Consider the following 15714-nt stretch of genomic DNA (forward strand, 5'->3'; position numbering starts at 1 on the left):
CCGGTCCAGGCGATCGGCCACCCGCGGCAGCGGCAGCGCCGCGGCCCCGCCGGACGCGGTGGTCGCGCGCTGAGCCGCGCGGGCTCGGCCGCCGGCCGCCTGGCGGTCCGCTCGGTCCACGTGTCCGAACCCGCCGACGGCGTGGCCGAGGCCGCGGTCCACGTACAGCACGGCAGTCGTTCGCGCGCGATCGCGGTACGCATCGAGGGCCTCGACGGCCGTTGGCGCTGCACCGCACTGGAGCTCGGCTAGCTCGTTCGCTCGTTCTAGCCACTACGCACTTACGGGGGTGCCGAGATTACGGGGGTGCCCAGACGGGGGCCAGAGGGGTGTTGCCTGTCCGTCGCCCAAACCGGCGGCGGGCAGGCAGCCCACACTGCGGTCTCCGTCTTCCGCCGGTGCCGCAGACCTCGCGTGGGAGGGAGCGGGAGGTTGTGGCAGCGGGTGGTGCACACAACCTCCCGTTCCTTCTCATCGTTAACCTGAGCGTTCATGGCGCATTCCAACCCTGAGTTCCGCCGGCGCGCCCAAGCGCTGGCCGAGAGCGAGTGGGGCGAGCCGGTCACCGTGGTCCACCTGGGCGACGTCAAGCCGGTGTTCGACGTACCCGGCCGGCGCAGGGACGGCACGATCAAGGGCAAGCGGCTGATCCGGCGCTTCTTCTGGAACCTCCTCCGCGGAACCGTCGGCGGCATTGCCAGCGCTGCCCTCACGTTGATGAGCGGCCAGCCCGTCCACGTCTTCTTCCGCGAAGGCCGCGTCACCGGCCCAGCGGACGCTGCCGCCCTCGCCCTCGTCGACGCTGCGCGGCCGGCCAGGAGCCCCTGGCTCGCCTACTCCGAATCGCACGTGGGCGTGATCGAGACCGGCTTCAGCTTCTACGACCCGAAGGACAGCCCGCCGGCAGTGTTCCTGTGGCAGGCCGCCAAACCAACCGCGCCGACGCTCCGCCCCTCGAGCCGCACCCTCGCCTGGCCCGACGGCTCGACCTACCAGTACCACGTCGACGAGTCGGAGCTGAAGTTCCAGCGCGAGTCCCGCTCCACCTGACACACACCCGCGCGCCAAAGCCGAAGCCGCCGGCCCGGTCGCCCCGCCACCGCCACTGAGATCCGGGCCGCAGCGATGGCCGGCACAGCCACGCGGTCGACGGCTCAGCAAGCTACCTCGCTCCTTGTCAGTGACAGGTCGCCCGGCGGCGCCGATCGAGCTGGCTGCGCCATGCGGCCATGCCGCGCGGCCGGCTCAGTCGTGCTCCTGCGGCCTTCTCGGCCGCCGATGCCGGGTGCGCTCGGCCGCACACGCAGGCACCGGCTCCCCGGGCGCCTGCTCCTGTTCCACATCACGAACCCCTCGACGCCGGCTGGTATCGGCGGGGCTGGAAAGCAACCACCCGCCTACCTCGGAGCTGGTCGCTCGGTCGAGGTGGGCGGGTGGTGATGGTTCGCTTATCTGCGCTTACTGCATGCGGGCCCGGACCTTCGGGTCGCCGTGGCAGCGCTTGTACTTGCGGCCGGAGCCGCACGGGCAGGGAGCGTTGCGCGGCGTTCCCGAGAAGTCGATGTCGCCGTCCGCGCCATCTCCGGCGGCGCTGTTGCGTTCGGTTCGCCGGATGACGCCGCCTTCGCCGTCGATCGTGGGGGCGCTGTACGACAGCTGCGCCGGCGTCCGAGGTGCCGACAGGCCCTGTAGCACCGCGTGCGGGTGGTCGGCGGGCAGCTCGCCGTCGACAGGCTGGCCGTCCTCGGGGATGGTCGGCTCGGCGCGCTGCACCGGCGCGTTGAACAGCAGCCGGACCGACTCTTCCTTGATCGCGTCCATCATGACCTCGAACAGCTCGAAGCCCTCGCGCTGGTACTCCACCAGCGGGTCCCGCTGTGCGTACGCCCGAAGCCCGATGCCCTCGCGGAGGTAGTCCATCTCGTACAGGTGCTCACGCCACCTGTGGTCGAGTACGAACAGGATCACCTGCCGCTCGATGTCGCGCAGCAGGTCGGATCCGAACTCCGCCTCGCGGCGGCGGTAGGCCTCCTGCGCGTCCTGCTGCAGCTCCTCGGTCAGGAACTCGGCCGTCAGCCCACCGCGGCCACCGGCCCGCTCCTCCAGCTCGTCGAGGTCGAGGCTCAGGGGGTACAGACCCTTGAGGTCGTTCCAGAGCTGGTCGAGATCCCACTCCTCGACATAGCCCGTCTGCGTCGCACCGGTGACGAAATCGGCGACCGCGTCGTCGATGAACCCGACGACCTGGTCGTGGACGTCCTCGCCCTCCAGAACGGTGCGCCGCTCGCCGTAGATCACGTGCCGCTGGCGGTTGAGCACGTCGTCGTACTTCAGAACCTGCTTCCGGCTCTCGAAGTGCATCGACTCGACCTGCGCCTGGACGTTGGCGATCATCTTCGTGACGCGCTTGTCCTCGATCGGCTGGTCGTCCGGGATGTTCATGAACGTGAGTACGCGCTCGACCCAGTCGGCCCGGAACCGGCGCATCAGCTCGTCGCCGAGGGAGAGGTAGAAGCGGCTCTCGCCCGGGTCGCCCTGGCGACCGGAACGTCCACGCAGCTGGTTGTCGATCCGCCGCGAGTCGTGGCGCTCGGTGCCTACGACGTAGAGCCCGCCGAGCTGCACCACCTGGTCGTGCTCGGCCGCGACGGCCTTCTCGATCCGCTCCAACGTGGGCAGCCAGGCACGTTCGTACTCGTCGGGTGTGTCTACCGGGTCGAGCCCGTGCTGACGAAGCTCGGCGTCGGCCAGGAACTCGGAGTTGCCGCCGAGCATGATGTCGGTGCCTCGGCCGGCCATGTTGGTCGCGACCGTGACGGCGTTGAGCCGGCCCGCTTCGGCGACGATCGCCGCCTCCCGAGCGTGCTGCTTGGCGTTCAGCACCTCGTGCTTGACTCCGGTCCGCTTGAGCAGGTGCGCCAGCAGCTCGGACTGCTCGACGCTGGTCGTGCCGACCAGCACCGGCTGACCGGTCGCGTGCCGCTCCGCGATGTCCTTCACGACCGCCGCGAACTTCGCCTCAGGCGTACGGAAGATCTTGTCCGGCTGGTCCTTGCGGATCATCGGCCGGTTGGTCGGGATGACCATGACGCCGACGCCGTAGATCTTGTTGAACTCCGACTCCTCGGTCTTGGCCGTACCGGTCATGCCGGACAGCTTGGAGTAGAGCCGGAAGTAGTTCTGCAGCGTGATGGTCGCCAGCGTCTGGTTCTCGCCCTGGACCGCGACGCCTTCCTTGGCCTCGATCGCCTGGTGCAGGCCCTCGTTGTAGCGACGTCCGTGCAGCATGCGACCGGTGTGCTCGTCGACGATCAGCACTTCGTTGTCCATCACGACGTAGTCCTTGTCGCGAGTGAACAGCTCCTTGGCCCGGATCGCGTTGTTGAGGTACTGGACGAGCGTGGTGTTGGCGGCCTCGTAGAGGTTGTCGATGCCGTAGAAGTCCTCGACCTTGTCGATGGCCGGCTCGAGCACGCCGATCGTGCGCTGCTTCGGGTCGACCTCGTAGTCGTAGTCGGGGAGGATCTCCTCGTGGTCCTGCCGCGGCGGGTGCTTGCGCATCTTGGCCGCGAGGTTGGCGAAGTGGGCGTACTTCTCGACGTCCTGGTCGCTGGCCGGGCCGGAGATGATCAGCGGGGTCCGCGCCTCGTCGATCAGGATCGAGTCAACCTCGTCGACGACCGCGAAGTTGTGGCCGCGCTGCACGCATTCTTCGAGCGTGCCGGCCATGTTGTCGCGGAGGTAGTCGAAGCCGAACTCGTTGTTGGTGCCGTAGGTGATGTCGGCGGCGTACGCGACCCGCCGCTCGGCCGGCGTCATGTGCGCCAGGATCACATCGACGGTGAGGCCGAGGAAGTGGTGGACGCGGCCCATCAGCTCGCCTTGGTACTGCGCGAGGTAGTCGTTGACCGTGACGACGTGGACGCCCTTGCCCTCGAGTGCGTTGAGGTAGGCGGCCGGACCGGAGACGAACGTCTTGCCCTCACCGGTCTTCATCTCGGCGATGTAGCCCTTGTGCAGGGCCGCCGCACCGGTGAGCTGGACGTCGAAGTGCCGCTTCCCGATCGTCCGCTTGGAAGCTTCGCGGAACGCCGCGAACGCCTCGGGGAGGATGTCGTCCAGCGTCTCGCCGTCGGCCAGGCGTTGCTTGAACTCGTCGGTCATGCCGCGCAGTTCGGCGTCGGTCATGCGAGCGAAGTCTTCTTCGATCGCGTTGACCTGCTTGGCGATGTTTTGCATCCGCTTGAGGGTGCGTCCCTCGCCGGCGTGCAGCATCTTGTCGATCAAGACAGGCACGGACTCTCGGCTCCTCGGCTCGTTTGTCGGTTCTCAGGCGCCATGGTTCGCATCATGGTTTTCGGGCCATGGTCGGAGCCTCGGTCGAGGCTCTGCCGGCGCCGCTGGGGTCCGGCAGGCAACTCGGCTCCAACCGTCGCTCCAGCCATCGTAGGCGACGACGGTAGTAGAACGTGTTCGCGCAGCGTTAAGTGCCACGGCGAAGGCGCGATCTTGCCATCCGGGCGCGCCGGCGGTCGTCAGCGGCTGGCGAACGCCTTGATCGAGCCGATCAGCCCGAGCAGGCCGCAGGCGATGAAGCCGTAGAAGCCGATGCCGTAGAAATCGAACTCGAAGTTCGACTTGTACGCGATGTAGCCGGCGAACCCGAGCACGATCAGCGACAGCAGCAGGGCGGGGAGCGCGATCCCGATCCGGCTGCGCATCCGCGCGAAGCACCCGATCGACAGCAGGATCATCAACGCGCCGGCCCCCAGGCCGACGACCGGCGCCATGCCGAGGATCTGGGACTGGGCGAAGCCGAAGCCCATGATGTCGAAGATCCGCCAGCCGCTGCTGCCGGAAGCCCAGGTGAAGAGGAACGGCTGCAGGACGCCGGCCAGGCCGGCGAGCACCAGCAGGATGCCGCCGAAGATGTCGGAGGCGGCGTCGGTCTCGTCGGTGCCGTACTGCGCCTGATGGAACTGCTGTTGGTACTGGCCTGGGTACGCCTGGTAGCCCGGCTGGCCGCCCTGGGCCCAGACCGGCTGGCCCGGCTGCTGGTAGGGCTGCTGGCCTGGTTGGCCCGGCTGACCGGGTTGACCTGGCTGGGCGCCGGGACCGCCGTACTGCTGACCGCCGCCGGACGGCTGCTGTTGCGGTTGCCCGTACTGCTGGCCCGGCTGACCGGGCTGGCTCGGCTGGCCACCGTATGGCGGCTGTTGGCCAGGTGACTGGTAGGGCTGCTGCTGGTAAGGCTGCTGGGGCTGGGGCGGCTGCTGCCCACCGTACGGAGGCCAGGCGGCGTGCTGGCCGCCCGGCTGCTGATCCGGATCTTGCTCGGCGGAGTGTCCGCTCGGCGGCTGAGTCATGGGTAAGCGCTCCCCTCCCCGCTTGGCTGGGCCTGCTGCTCCCAGCCATCTTGGGGCATAACGGCGTCGCGGCACCAGCCCCGCCGACCCGCGTGTTCATCGGGCGGATGGAAAGATCGCCCGGTATGGAACCACGTACGCTGCCGGCGGGCGCGATCGTCCTGCGGCCACATCTGGACAAGGACATCGACGGCGTGCTGGACCAGTGCCAGGACCCCGCGACGCAGGCCTGGACGACGATCCCCGTTCCGTACACGCGCGAACACGCCGAGCAGTTCATCCGCCAGGTCGTGCCGGACGGCTGGCGAGACGGCACCTACCTCGCGTTCGCGATCGCCGACGCACGGTCGGACGAGTTCCTGGGGACGATCGACCTGCGGCCGAGCGACGGCGGGCGCGCCGAGGTGGGTTTCGGTCTGCGGTCGAAGGCGCGCGGGCGGGGCCTGATGGGCACGGCGGCGCGCACCCTGCTCGACTGGGCGTTCGCGTCGGACGGACTCGGCCTCGGCGTCGTGCACTGGCAGGCGGTCGTGGGCAACTGGGCGTCGCGGCGAGTGGCGTGGGCGACGGGGTTCCGGATGGAGGGAACGATCCGCGGTTTCGGCTCGTCCCGCGGCGAACGGCGCGACATGTGGGTCGGCTCGCTGCTCGCGAGCGACCGGCGGCTGGCGCGCAACCCGTGGTTCGACGTACCGACGTTGAACGGCTCGGTCTGCGTGCTGCGCCGGTTCCGCGACGCCGACGCGCGGGCGTGTGTCGAGGGGTGCTCCGACCCGCAGACGCGGCACTGGATCGGTGGGCTGCCGGACCCGTACACATATGAGGCGGCGCTGGGGTACATCCAGAGCCGCGAGGAGGAGCACGCTTCGGGCCTGGGGATCTATTGGGCGGCGGCTGACCCCGAGACTGATCGGATGATCGGAGCTTTCGCACTGATGGACGTCAACGCCTCGTTGCGTTCGGCGGAGGTGGGGTACTGGATGCACCCGGCGGCGCGCGGACGCGGAGTGGCGACCGATGCGGTGCGCGTGCTGGTGCGACACGCCTCGATCCCGGTCGACGAGGGCGGCTTGGGACTGCGCCGGCTCACCCTCCGCGCGGCCGCGGGGAACGTGGGGTCGCAACGGGTCGCGGCGAAGGCCGGCTTCACGGCGACGGGGACGTCGCGTTCGGCTGAGCTGCTCGGCGACCAGACCTTCGACGACCTGGTGAACTTCGACATCCTGCTGAAGTGACCGGCCGGCGGCGGTCCCGACACGGACGACGGTGACGGCAGCTTCGGCCCGCTGCTCAGGTCCCGGACCGGCAACCCGGCCGGCAGGACCGATGCCCACCCGCTCATCCGCGAGGCACTCGGTCCGTTCGCGAGACGGCTCACGCGTAGAGCGGCGGTCCGCGGGCACGCCGGCGTGCCGGTGAATTGCCACCCTGAGTGAGGTTTAGATTGGCGATCGGCCGATCCGTACGCGGAGAAATGGGTCAAAAGGGACGGGTGGTGTCACGCCCTGCTATAGGGGATGGCATGCTCGGACAGACCCGGCGGGACCACGAGGTCCAGCACCCGCGGTTTGACCCCTCTGCTCGGGGAGGACGGACCTGCGAAGGTCACCGGGACCGGGGCGGCTGCCAGGCGTGGGAGGCAGCCGCCCCTTTTACATCTCCACGCCCACCCACCCGCGCGTTGTGCCGACGTACCGCAGCCTCGTGTGTAGCCGTCGCCGCGCTCCCGTCGTTGTCAGCTCGTGGAGCCATCCCGATGTTGTCCCGGGCGGCGGGACAGCCCACCGGTCATCGGCCGCGTCGGCTGCACAGGCGCGGTCGTGCGCCGTCCGACTCACTGAGTGCGTCGGCTGGCCAGCGATCGCCCGGAGCGCGCCGGTTCGCAGGGCGCCTTTGCGCGCCGGGCTTGGGTCAGCCGGACATGCGCTTGATCGAGACGTTCAGAGGTTCGGCGAGGTCGCCGCGTGGGGCGACGGCGACGTCGGAGAGGCCGAGCCATTCGGCCATTGACAGCAGTTCGGTGGCGAGCTCCTCGGCGGTCTCCGGTGGGGCGTGGTCTTCGGCGAAGGCGCCCTGGACCCGGAGGACGCCCGCCGGCCGGTCGGCTTTGAGGTCGACGCGGGCGACGAAGCGATCGCCCAGGAGGAAGGGGAGGACGTAGTAGCCGTAGTTGCGCTTCGGCGCCGGGACGTAGATCTCGATGCGGTAGTCGAAGCCGAAGATTCGCTCCAGGCGGGTGCGCTCGAACATCACCGAGTCGAACGGGCCGACGAGCGCCCGCGTGTTGACCCTGCGTGGGATCCGCGCCTCGGAGTGGAGGTAGGCCTGGCGGTTCCAGCCTTCGATCTTCACCGGTTGCAGCTCGCCGTCCTCGACCAGGGAGGCGACGGCCGTGGCGGTCTCGGCCGGGGTGAGGCGGAAGTAGTCGCGGAGGCACTGCTGGGTGCTCACGCCGTAGGCCCGCGCCGCGATGCGCACCAGCTCACGGTGCGCCTCCTCGACAGTCGGCGTCGGGGTGGCGAGCACGGTGGCCGGGAACACCCGCGACGGCAGGTCGTAGACCCGCTCGAACTGGCCGTTGCGCCGCGCGCAGGTGACCTCGCCGCAGTAGAACAGCCACTCGAGCGCGATCTTGACCTCGGACCAGTTCCAGCCCCAGTGGTCCTTACGGCGCGGCACGTCGTGCTCGATCTCGCGCGCCGTCAACGGACCCTTGTCGCGGACTTCGCCGAGGACCCAGTCGACGAAGTCGGGGTTGTCCTGTGCGATCCGGCGCATGCTGCCCCACGCCTGCTGCGCGGCCCGCTCCATCCGGAACCGCAACGCCGGCTGTGTCTCGACCGGCACCAGCGACGCGACGTGCGCCCAGTATTCGAACAGCCGGCGTGGCGCGACGCCGGCCGCCTTGTCGAGCACCGATGTGGCGTACGGCCCGAGCCGGCTCCACAGCGGTAGGTACTGTGCTCGGCTGAGCACGTTGACCGAGTCGATCTGGATCAGCCCGATTCGCCCCAGCACCCGCGCGAGCGCACGGGCGTCGACCCGGCCGCGAGGGCGCGGGTCGGCGAATCCCTGGGCGGCCAGCGTGATTCGCCTGGCCTGCGCGGTTGTCAGTACGTCCACGTACGGAATCGTCGCACGGGGCACCGACATGGGTCGGTCGCTCTGCCCAGGTGGAAGCGAGGACGGTCCCGGCGCCGCGCTCGCAAGGCGGAGGAGGAGCCAGGAGGGGCCTCCGGCGATCGACGACAACGCAGCGAGCGTGGATGCCGGGGCCGCCGCAGCCCGCCTGGGCAGGGCGACCGACCCATAGGCCGGCCACCCAAGATCAACGCCAGTCGGTCAGAGGGTGGGGCCCTCCAGCCGGATCACGCCGTAGTCGTAACCGCGCCGGCGGTAGACGACGCTGGCCTGCTTGGAGTCGGCGTCGATGTAGAGGTAGAAGTCGTGTCCGACGAGCTCCATCTCGTACAACGCCTGGTCGAGCGTGATCGGCATCGCCTGGTGCGTCTTCTCGCGTACGACCAGCGGCCCGTCGCCCACGACGTCGATGCCGGCGACGGAGGTGTGGGTGGGCTCTTCACGAGCGGTGAGGTCGGACGGTCCGGCGTCGGTCACTGTGCCGTTGGACGAGCCGCGGCCGTTGGAGAGGCCGGCGGTCGCCTTGGCAACCGAGACCGGGGTGCGCGAGCCATGGTGGATGCGCTTGCGGTCGGCGGCCTTGCGTAGTCGGGAGAGAAGTTTGTCGAGAGCTAGATCGAGCGCGGCATAGCGATCATCGGCGGCCGCTTCCGCGCGTACGGCCGGCCCCTTGGACAACACGGTGAGTTCCACCCGTTCCGATCGATCGGCCAGCCGGGGGTTGCGTTCCTTGGAAACCTCCACTTCCACCCGAATGATCTTCGCGGCGAACCGCTCCAATCGAACGATCTTGTCCTCGACCTGCGTGCGAAAACGATCGGTCACCGAGCAGTGACGACCCTTGACCACTACGTCCACTCGAACCTCCCACTCGTCGAGCTGTGCGGATTTGGCTCATGGACTCGAATCCACTTCTTCCCTACCCCGTTTTCATCCCTACCCCGTTGGAGGAGAGCACCCACCCGGCCGACCTGGTCTTCGTCCCCACATCCGCCTGCCGAGGGTCTCGCGGCCGCATCAAGCGTTTGGTAGCCACTACTCCCCTTCTCCCTGCTCGGAGGGCATCGGACCCTCCGCAGAGGCAGGTCTTACGTCTAAGCCGCACCGTGATCGGACGACGAGAAGTCGCCTTACGTGGGCCGTTTAGCCTGCGGCTGGCATCGGCTTGCCGGGTGAAAACTCCCATAGGGAGGCGTCCCCCGACGCAACCACGGACCCGGGCGGGTGCCATAGGACGACCGTAGCTGCAACATCGCCAACACGGAACAGGCGGAGGCAACTCGATCTTGTCTAAACGTCCTTTTCTTTGCCGAAAACCGGTTTCAGAGGTGTTGCCGCCTTCTCACGTACCGGAATCTCGTGGGGTCGCGGCGACCACGGCCGCGGCTGTGACTCGCGCTCCGGCCGACCGCAGGGCGGCGGCGACGGCGTGGAGTGTCGCGCCGGTGGTCATCAGGTCGTCGACGAGTACGACCGTCCGGCCGGCGATGGTGCTGCGGTGCCGCTTGGGGACGGAGAACGCGCCGGCGAGGTTCGCCATCCGATCGGCGGCGCCGAGCTCGGTCTGGTCCGCGACCCGGCGGTTGAGCCTCACCGGACGAACGAGGCGCGCCCGGTGGCCGGAGCGGCGCAACTGCCGGACCGCCTGCCGGGCGATGGCGAGCATGGGGTCGTAGCCGCGCTCGCGGACTGCCCGGCCGGCGGATGGAACGGGAACGACCAGCAACTCCTCGTCGGTGCTGGCCCTGGTCACCGTCCGTGTCGCCCCCACCGCACCCGCGACGCCGGAGGGGTTCACGGAGCTGGCGGCATCGGCACCGGTCACGCCACGGCCGCCCGGCGCGGCGGTGGCATCGGTAGTGGTGAGCGCGGCGGCGATGCCCGGTGTCGCGGTGGCGCCATCGGGTGGTGCGGTGGCTGTGGCACCTGCCTCGATCGCCAGGGCGAGGGCGGCGCCGAGTGGGGCGGCCAGCGTCACCCGGCCGCGTTCTTTGTGGGCGATCAACGCGGCTCGGACGACTCCGCCGTACCCAGCTGTCGCCCAGACCGGAGGGAGCCCCGGTGGTGCGGGCGTCGGCGCGGTGGGGCGGGCCGGACCCGCCAGTCCCATGCCACAAACCGAGCACAAGGCGCGTCCCGGGCGGTCGCAGCCGACGCAGCGGCTGCCCAGCAGCAGGTCGGGCAGATCATCTGAGACCAGGAGGCGTACGACCCGCGCGGCGCCTGTCAGCCCGAAGCCGCGCATCGAAAACCCTCCTCAGCCCGCGTACGCCGGCCGGAGGGCCTGGCCGAGGTTGTTCCACGGCGGCCGGTCGTCCTGGACGAACAGCACCTTCGACTCGTCGACCACGATCAGCGGTCGTCCGGGTGCCGCCTCCAGCGTCATCGGTGCGGCCGGCGCGTCGTTGACCAGCGAGGTCTGCCATCCGTCGACCGAGACGCGGAGCACGTCGTTCACCTCGTCGGTGGTGTTCCGGACCAGCATCACCAGCTCGGAGGTGCCCGACCACGAGAGGTCGCTGAGCTGGGCGTACCCCGTCTCCACCTCGCGCAGCCCGCGAATCCGCAGCTGCTCCCCCCGCTCGATCAGCCCCACCAGCAGGCTCGAGCGTGTCTCCTTCCCCACCTTCTTCTCGACCAGCATCGCGACCCGGGTGCCGTCACGAGACACCTTGAGGTCGACGATGTTGCTCTCCTTCTGGTCCTGCACGGCGACGACCGACGGCCGCTGCTGCTCGTCGATCACAACGATCCGGGCCTTGCCGTGATCGTTGTCGACAACCCACAGCCGCGCGGTCCGGTCGTTGGACAGGGACAGGATGTTGTGGAAGGGGTACTTCGGCAACAGCCGATAGCTCGTACGCCGCCCGGTGTAGACGGTCAGCGAACGCTTGTCCTTGCCGACCAGCGTCAACGGGTCGAAGGTGTTCTCCGTCTTCTCCTGGCCCGGCTCGGCCGGCGAGTTGCTGCGCAGCGCGACGGCGAACGCCTGCGGCACGTAGTCGAGTACGTCGGCCGCGCGGAGCTGCAGCTGGGTGCTGCCGACCATCACGATGCTGCCGTCACTGATGGCGTACGCCGTCTGCTGTGCGCCCGCGACCGCCGGGTCGTAACGAGCGAACCGGTTGTGGTCGTCCTCGTCGGTGACCTGGTCCAGCGGCACCTTGTCGACCGACAGCCGGACCCGATCGACGCCGGCCTGCCGCAATGTCCACGCCAGCTGAGCCGCCAGCCGCTGGTGCTGGTCGGACGTCAGCCGCCGCGACGGCTCCGCGAGGTCGACCACCGCGACCTTGTCGTCGATCTGGACCGAGCGCACCCCGAGCCGTGACCCGGGCGGCACCGCCGAACGTACGACCGAGGCCAGCCAGTGCGTCGGCCCGCGAACGAGCGCGTTGGCAAGCGCCGTGCCCCGGTCGCTGCGCAGCGGAAGGAAGACCGGATCGGGTACGAGGATCTCGAACGACGGGTCGAAGAAGTAGAGGTTGAAGCTGTCGAACTCGTCCTCGAAGCTGCTCCTCGACATCATCACCAGGTTGGGCAGCTGGTCGATCCGCCACTCACCCTTGACCTTCTTCAACGTGAGCTTCTGGTCGAGCCGCTTTCCGGAAGGCGCCGCCCGCCAGGCGCCGTCGTCGCCGACCTCGCCGTTTTGGGTACCGGTCAGCGCGATGACGTTCGCTTGTTCGGACGGCTCCAGGGAGCCTTCGTAGACCAGGATCCGGCGGTCGGGCTTCCACCTGGCCGCCGCCTGCGGCGTGAGGAACTGCCGCGCCATCTTGTAGCCCGGCTGGTAGGACGCCATCGCCTCGATGAAGCCGCTCACCGTCTGCAGCGGCGTGTCGCCGGCCTTCGGTGCCACGTCGGTGATCGAGATGTCGGTACGGCCGTCGCGCTGCGCGGGCGCCAGCGTCTCCTGCACGATCGGGCCGCTGGTCGGGACCGCCGCGCAGCCGGCCGCCACCGAGACCGCCGCGACGAGTGCGAGCAGCAACAGCGGCAGCGGCGTCGACATCGGCCGCCTGCGGCGCAGCGGACGGCTCACCGTTTCGGCCCCGCTTCCACGTGAGACGACGACGTGATCGCCAGCGCGTGCCGGCGGGCGTCGTCGGGTACGAGCGGGATCGGCGAGTGGTCGAGCGTGTCGGTCGACCGCCGCGGCACGGTGAGCCGGAAGTGCGCTCCGCGCCCAGGCTCGCCCCAGGCCTGCAGCCAACCGCCGTGCAGGAGTACGTCTTCGAGCGCGATCGCCAGCCCGAGCCCGGTGCCGCCGGTGGTGCGTGCGCGGGCCGGGTCGGCCCGCCAGAACCGGTCGAACACCATCGCGGACTCGCCCGGCTTCAGCCCGATCCCGTGGTCGCGTACGGAGACCGCGGTGGCGTGGTCGTCGCCGGCCACCTGGACGTCGATGTCGCGGCCCTCGCCGTACTCGATCGCGTTGACCACGAGGTTGCGTACGACCCGCTCGATCCGCCGCGGGTCGACCTGGGCGACGCAGGGCTGCTCCGACAGCCGCAGCGACAGCCTGCTGCCCCTGCGTTCGGCCAGTCGCCGGGCGCCGTCGACCACGCGCTGGGTGAGCATGCGCAGGTCGATGTCTTCGAGGTCGAGTACGGCCGCGCCGGCATCGAACCGGCTGATCTCCAGTAGATCCGACAGCAGGGACTCGAACCGGTCCAGCTCGGTCTGCAGCAGCTCGGCCGAGCGGGCGGTGGCCGGGCCGAAGTCGGCGCGCGCTTCGTAGAGCAGGTCGGCTGCCATACGAACGGTGGTGAGCGGCGTGCGCAGCTCGTGCGACACGTCGGAGACGAACCGCCGCTGCACCCGCGACAGCTCTTCCAGCTGGCGGATCTGCCGCTGCAGGCTGGCCGCCATCTGGTTGAACGACGTGGCGAGCCGGGCCAGGTCGTCCTGGCCGCGTACCTGCATGCGCTCGTCGAGCACACCGGCCGCGAGACGCTCAGCGGTCTTGCGGGCGATGCGTACGGGCGTGACGACCTGCCGCGTGACGAACCACGCCACGAACCCAAGCAGCGCGACGATCAGCACGCCGACCGCCACCAGAGAGCGCTGCAGCAGGGTCAGGGTGTCCTGCTGCTGGGTGAGGTCGAAGAGGTAGAACACCGTGAGCTCGGCGCCCGACTGCGGCTCCTGCAGGCGGGAGGCCACCACCAGACCGGGCGAGCGGGTGCCGTCCGTACGCACGATCTCGGTGTAGGTGATCGCGAGCTGACCGATCTCGATGCGCTCCCGCAGACGGTCGGGAACGCTGCTCTCCTCCACCCGGTCACTGACCAGGTTGGCGGGGATCACCGTGCTGGGCTCGGCTTGATTGTCGTCAGCCCGGTCGACGCGCAGGATGAGGTCGTAGAGGCCGGTCTGGGTGCCACGCCTGGCGAGGTCGGTGGTGAGGTCCTTGCGTACCTGACTGCTGTCGTCGGTGGGCTCGGTGAGGTCGATGGTCTCCTGCGCCTCGCGGATGCCCGTGGACGCCTCGGCGACGGCGCTGGCCTGCTTGGCCTCCAGGATCCCGGACGTGACCTGCTGCAGGAGCACCCATCCGGTGACCACGATGACGGCCGTCGAGAGCAGCAACGTGCCGGCGACGACTCGCAGCTGCAGCGAGCGGCGCCAGTAACCGGCACCGGAGCGTACGGCCCTGGCGGCTGGTCGAAGTGCCCTTGGCACCAACCTCCGCAGGTTCGTACGCAACCGCGAATCAGCCCACATGGTGAGCACTCACACCTTGTTCTCTGGGGCGTTCTCTGGGGCCTACGTCGTCCCGGCCTTGTAGCCGACGCCGCGCACCGTAACGACGATCTCCGGGTGCTCGGGGTCGATCTCGATCTTGCTGCGCAACCGCTGCACGTGAACGTTGACCAGCCGCGTGTCGGCGGCGTGGCGGTAACCCCACACCTGCTCGAGCAGCTCCTCGCGGGTGAACACCTGCCAGGGCTTGCGAGCCAGGCACACCAGCAGATCGAACTCCAGCGGAGTGAGCGCCAGCGGCTTGCCCTCGCGGGTGACGGCATGGCCGGGAACGTCGATGGTGAGGTCGCCGATCCGAAGCGTCTCCGGCACGGCGGCGTCCATCCGCCGCAGTCTTGCCCGGACCCTGGCGACGAGCTCCTTGGGCTTGAACGGCTTGACGACATAGTCGTCGGCTCCGGACTCCAGACCGAGGACGACATCTACCGTGTCGGTCTTCGCCGTGAGCATCACGATCGGAACGTCGGACTCGGCGCGGATCTCGCGGCACACTTCGATGCCGTCCTTGCCGGGCAGCATGAGATCGAGCAGAACGACGTCGGGCTTGGTCTCGCGGACCTTGGCCAGCGCCATGTCACCCGTGCCGCAGAACATGGCCTCCAGGCCTTCGTTACGCAGCACGATGCCCAGCATTTCCGCGAGCGCGAGGTCGTCGTCGACCACCAGGATGCGACCCTTCATGCGCCTATGTTCCCACCTTCTTGCAATTGTTCGCGGCAGACGTGCGGCGATCCGCGTACGGGGTTTCAGCTACGTACTGTAGCCGTCAGTCGTCGACCAGACCTGGGAAGTCGGCCCGGCGGATCCGCCTGAGGCCGGCGTCGGTGCCGAGCTCCGGGCGCAGGTCGGGGTTCTCGTGGTAGAACCGCACCGCGTAGTACGCCGCGGCCGGAACCAGGAAGCCATCGCTTCGAAGCGCTCGTATCGCCAGCCGATGGCGTCCGCGGGTATGAGGCTCACGAAGACCGGCGCCGACGCGAAGGAGAAGGTTGCGGCCAGCGCGAGAAACGTCCAGGCATATGTGGCCAGCCGAGAGTACGGAACGAACGTCACCGCGACGCTGCCTGCCTTCAGCGCATGCGCGTCGCCGCGATGGAAGAGTTCAGATCGCTGATGACCGAAGCAACCGCCACGCCTGGCGGTCGATGTCGGCGAGTGCGGTGGCCGGAAGCACAACCCAGGGTTGATGCTCGCCGCAGTTGGTGACCAGCCGATCCAGTGCGGAGTAGACCAACAAGGCGGTCCGGCCATCGGGCCAGGGTTCGGAAGTCGACAGAGATCGCGGCTGAATCCGGCGAGGGCTTGGCGCAGGGCACGTACAGCATCGGCGGCAGCGCCGCGGAGCTGGATGGTTCCGGCATCCCCGTGCCCTCCCCGTGTTGCGGGTTGTCGACCCTCGAACACCCTGAGCGAGATCACTAAGGTGTCACAAGGCGTC

General features: G+C 69.2%; 12 protein-coding genes. 3 read left to right on the top strand and 9 right to left on the bottom strand.

Features of this window, described 5'->3' with window-relative positions; translation table 11 throughout:
• Together ACYVF6_RS24395 and ACYVF6_RS24400 are read left to right on the top strand one after the other, a co-directional pair.
• The coding region (locus tag ACYVF6_RS24395; RefSeq protein ID WP_460524828.1) for an Rv3235 family protein at positions 1 to 252 on the top strand (252 nt) is incomplete at its 5' end.
• A 240-nt stretch (positions 253 to 492) separates the two neighbouring features.
• Positions 493 to 1050: a hypothetical protein gene (locus ACYVF6_RS24400; protein ID WP_460524829.1), complete on the top strand. Its 558-nt coding sequence runs from the start codon at positions 493 to 495 to the stop codon at positions 1048 to 1050.
• Positions 1051 to 1458: 408 nt separating this feature from the next.
• On the opposite strand, the gene secA is transcribed toward ACYVF6_RS24400, so the two are convergent.
• Positions 1459 to 4275, bottom strand: coding sequence for a preprotein translocase subunit SecA (secA, locus tag ACYVF6_RS24405; RefSeq protein WP_460525542.1), 2817 nt, complete (start codon positions 4273 to 4275; stop codon positions 1459 to 1461).
• A gap of 260 nt (positions 4276 to 4535) precedes the next feature.
• The gene (locus tag ACYVF6_RS24410) at positions 4536 to 5366 is read right to left on the bottom strand and encodes a hypothetical protein (RefSeq protein WP_460524830.1); all 831 of its coding nucleotides are present in this window, start codon (positions 5364 to 5366) and stop codon (positions 4536 to 4538) included.
• Positions 5367 to 5491: 125 nt separating this feature from the next.
• On the opposite strand from ACYVF6_RS24410, the gene ACYVF6_RS24415 reads away from it, so the two are divergent.
• A complete protein-coding gene (locus tag ACYVF6_RS24415) occupies positions 5492 to 6601 on the top strand; it encodes a GNAT family N-acetyltransferase (protein ID WP_460524831.1) in 1110 nt (369 codons plus the stop codon).
• 676 nt (positions 6602 to 7277) lie between these two features.
• Here ACYVF6_RS24415 and ACYVF6_RS24420 read toward each other — a convergent pair.
• From ACYVF6_RS24420 to ACYVF6_RS24450, 7 genes are all read right to left on the bottom strand, one after another.
• The gene (locus ACYVF6_RS24420) at positions 7278 to 8489 is read right to left on the bottom strand and encodes a winged helix-turn-helix domain-containing protein (RefSeq protein WP_460524832.1); all 1212 of its coding nucleotides are present in this window, start codon (positions 8487 to 8489) and stop codon (positions 7278 to 7280) included.
• Between the two features lie 219 nt (positions 8490 to 8708).
• Positions 8709 to 9365 carry a ribosome hibernation promotion factor gene (gene hpf, locus ACYVF6_RS24425; RefSeq protein WP_460524833.1) on the bottom strand — a complete coding sequence of 219 codons (657 nt, stop codon included), beginning with the start codon at positions 9363 to 9365 and terminating at the stop codon, positions 8709 to 8711.
• A 484-nt stretch (positions 9366 to 9849) separates the two neighbouring features.
• The gene (locus ACYVF6_RS24430) at positions 9850 to 10752 is read right to left on the bottom strand and encodes a ComF family protein (protein ID WP_460524834.1); all 903 of its coding nucleotides are present in this window, start codon (positions 10750 to 10752) and stop codon (positions 9850 to 9852) included.
• A 12-nt stretch (positions 10753 to 10764) separates the two neighbouring features.
• Positions 10765 to 12552 carry an LpqB family beta-propeller domain-containing protein gene (locus tag ACYVF6_RS24435; RefSeq protein ID WP_460524835.1) on the bottom strand — a complete coding sequence of 596 codons (1788 nt, stop codon included), beginning with the start codon at positions 12550 to 12552 and terminating at the stop codon, positions 10765 to 10767.
• Positions 12549 to 14237: an MtrAB system histidine kinase MtrB gene (gene mtrB / locus ACYVF6_RS24440; RefSeq protein ID WP_460524836.1), complete on the bottom strand. Its 1689-nt coding sequence runs from the start codon at positions 14235 to 14237 to the stop codon at positions 12549 to 12551. Before mtrB ends, ACYVF6_RS24435 begins: the two co-directional genes overlap by 4 nt.
• Before the next feature lie 42 nt (positions 14238 to 14279).
• Entirely contained in the window at positions 14280 to 14957 is a 678-nt protein-coding gene (mtrA, locus tag ACYVF6_RS24445) for an MtrAB system response regulator MtrA (protein WP_460524837.1), read from the bottom strand.
• Between the two features lie 421 nt (positions 14958 to 15378).
• Complete coding sequence (locus ACYVF6_RS24450) at positions 15379 to 15567, bottom strand: SAV_915 family protein (RefSeq protein ID WP_460525543.1); 189 nt, start codon at positions 15565 to 15567, stop codon at positions 15379 to 15381.
• Positions 15568 to 15714: the final 147 nt, after the last annotated feature.

This window comes from Flindersiella endophytica, from assembly GCF_054779015.1.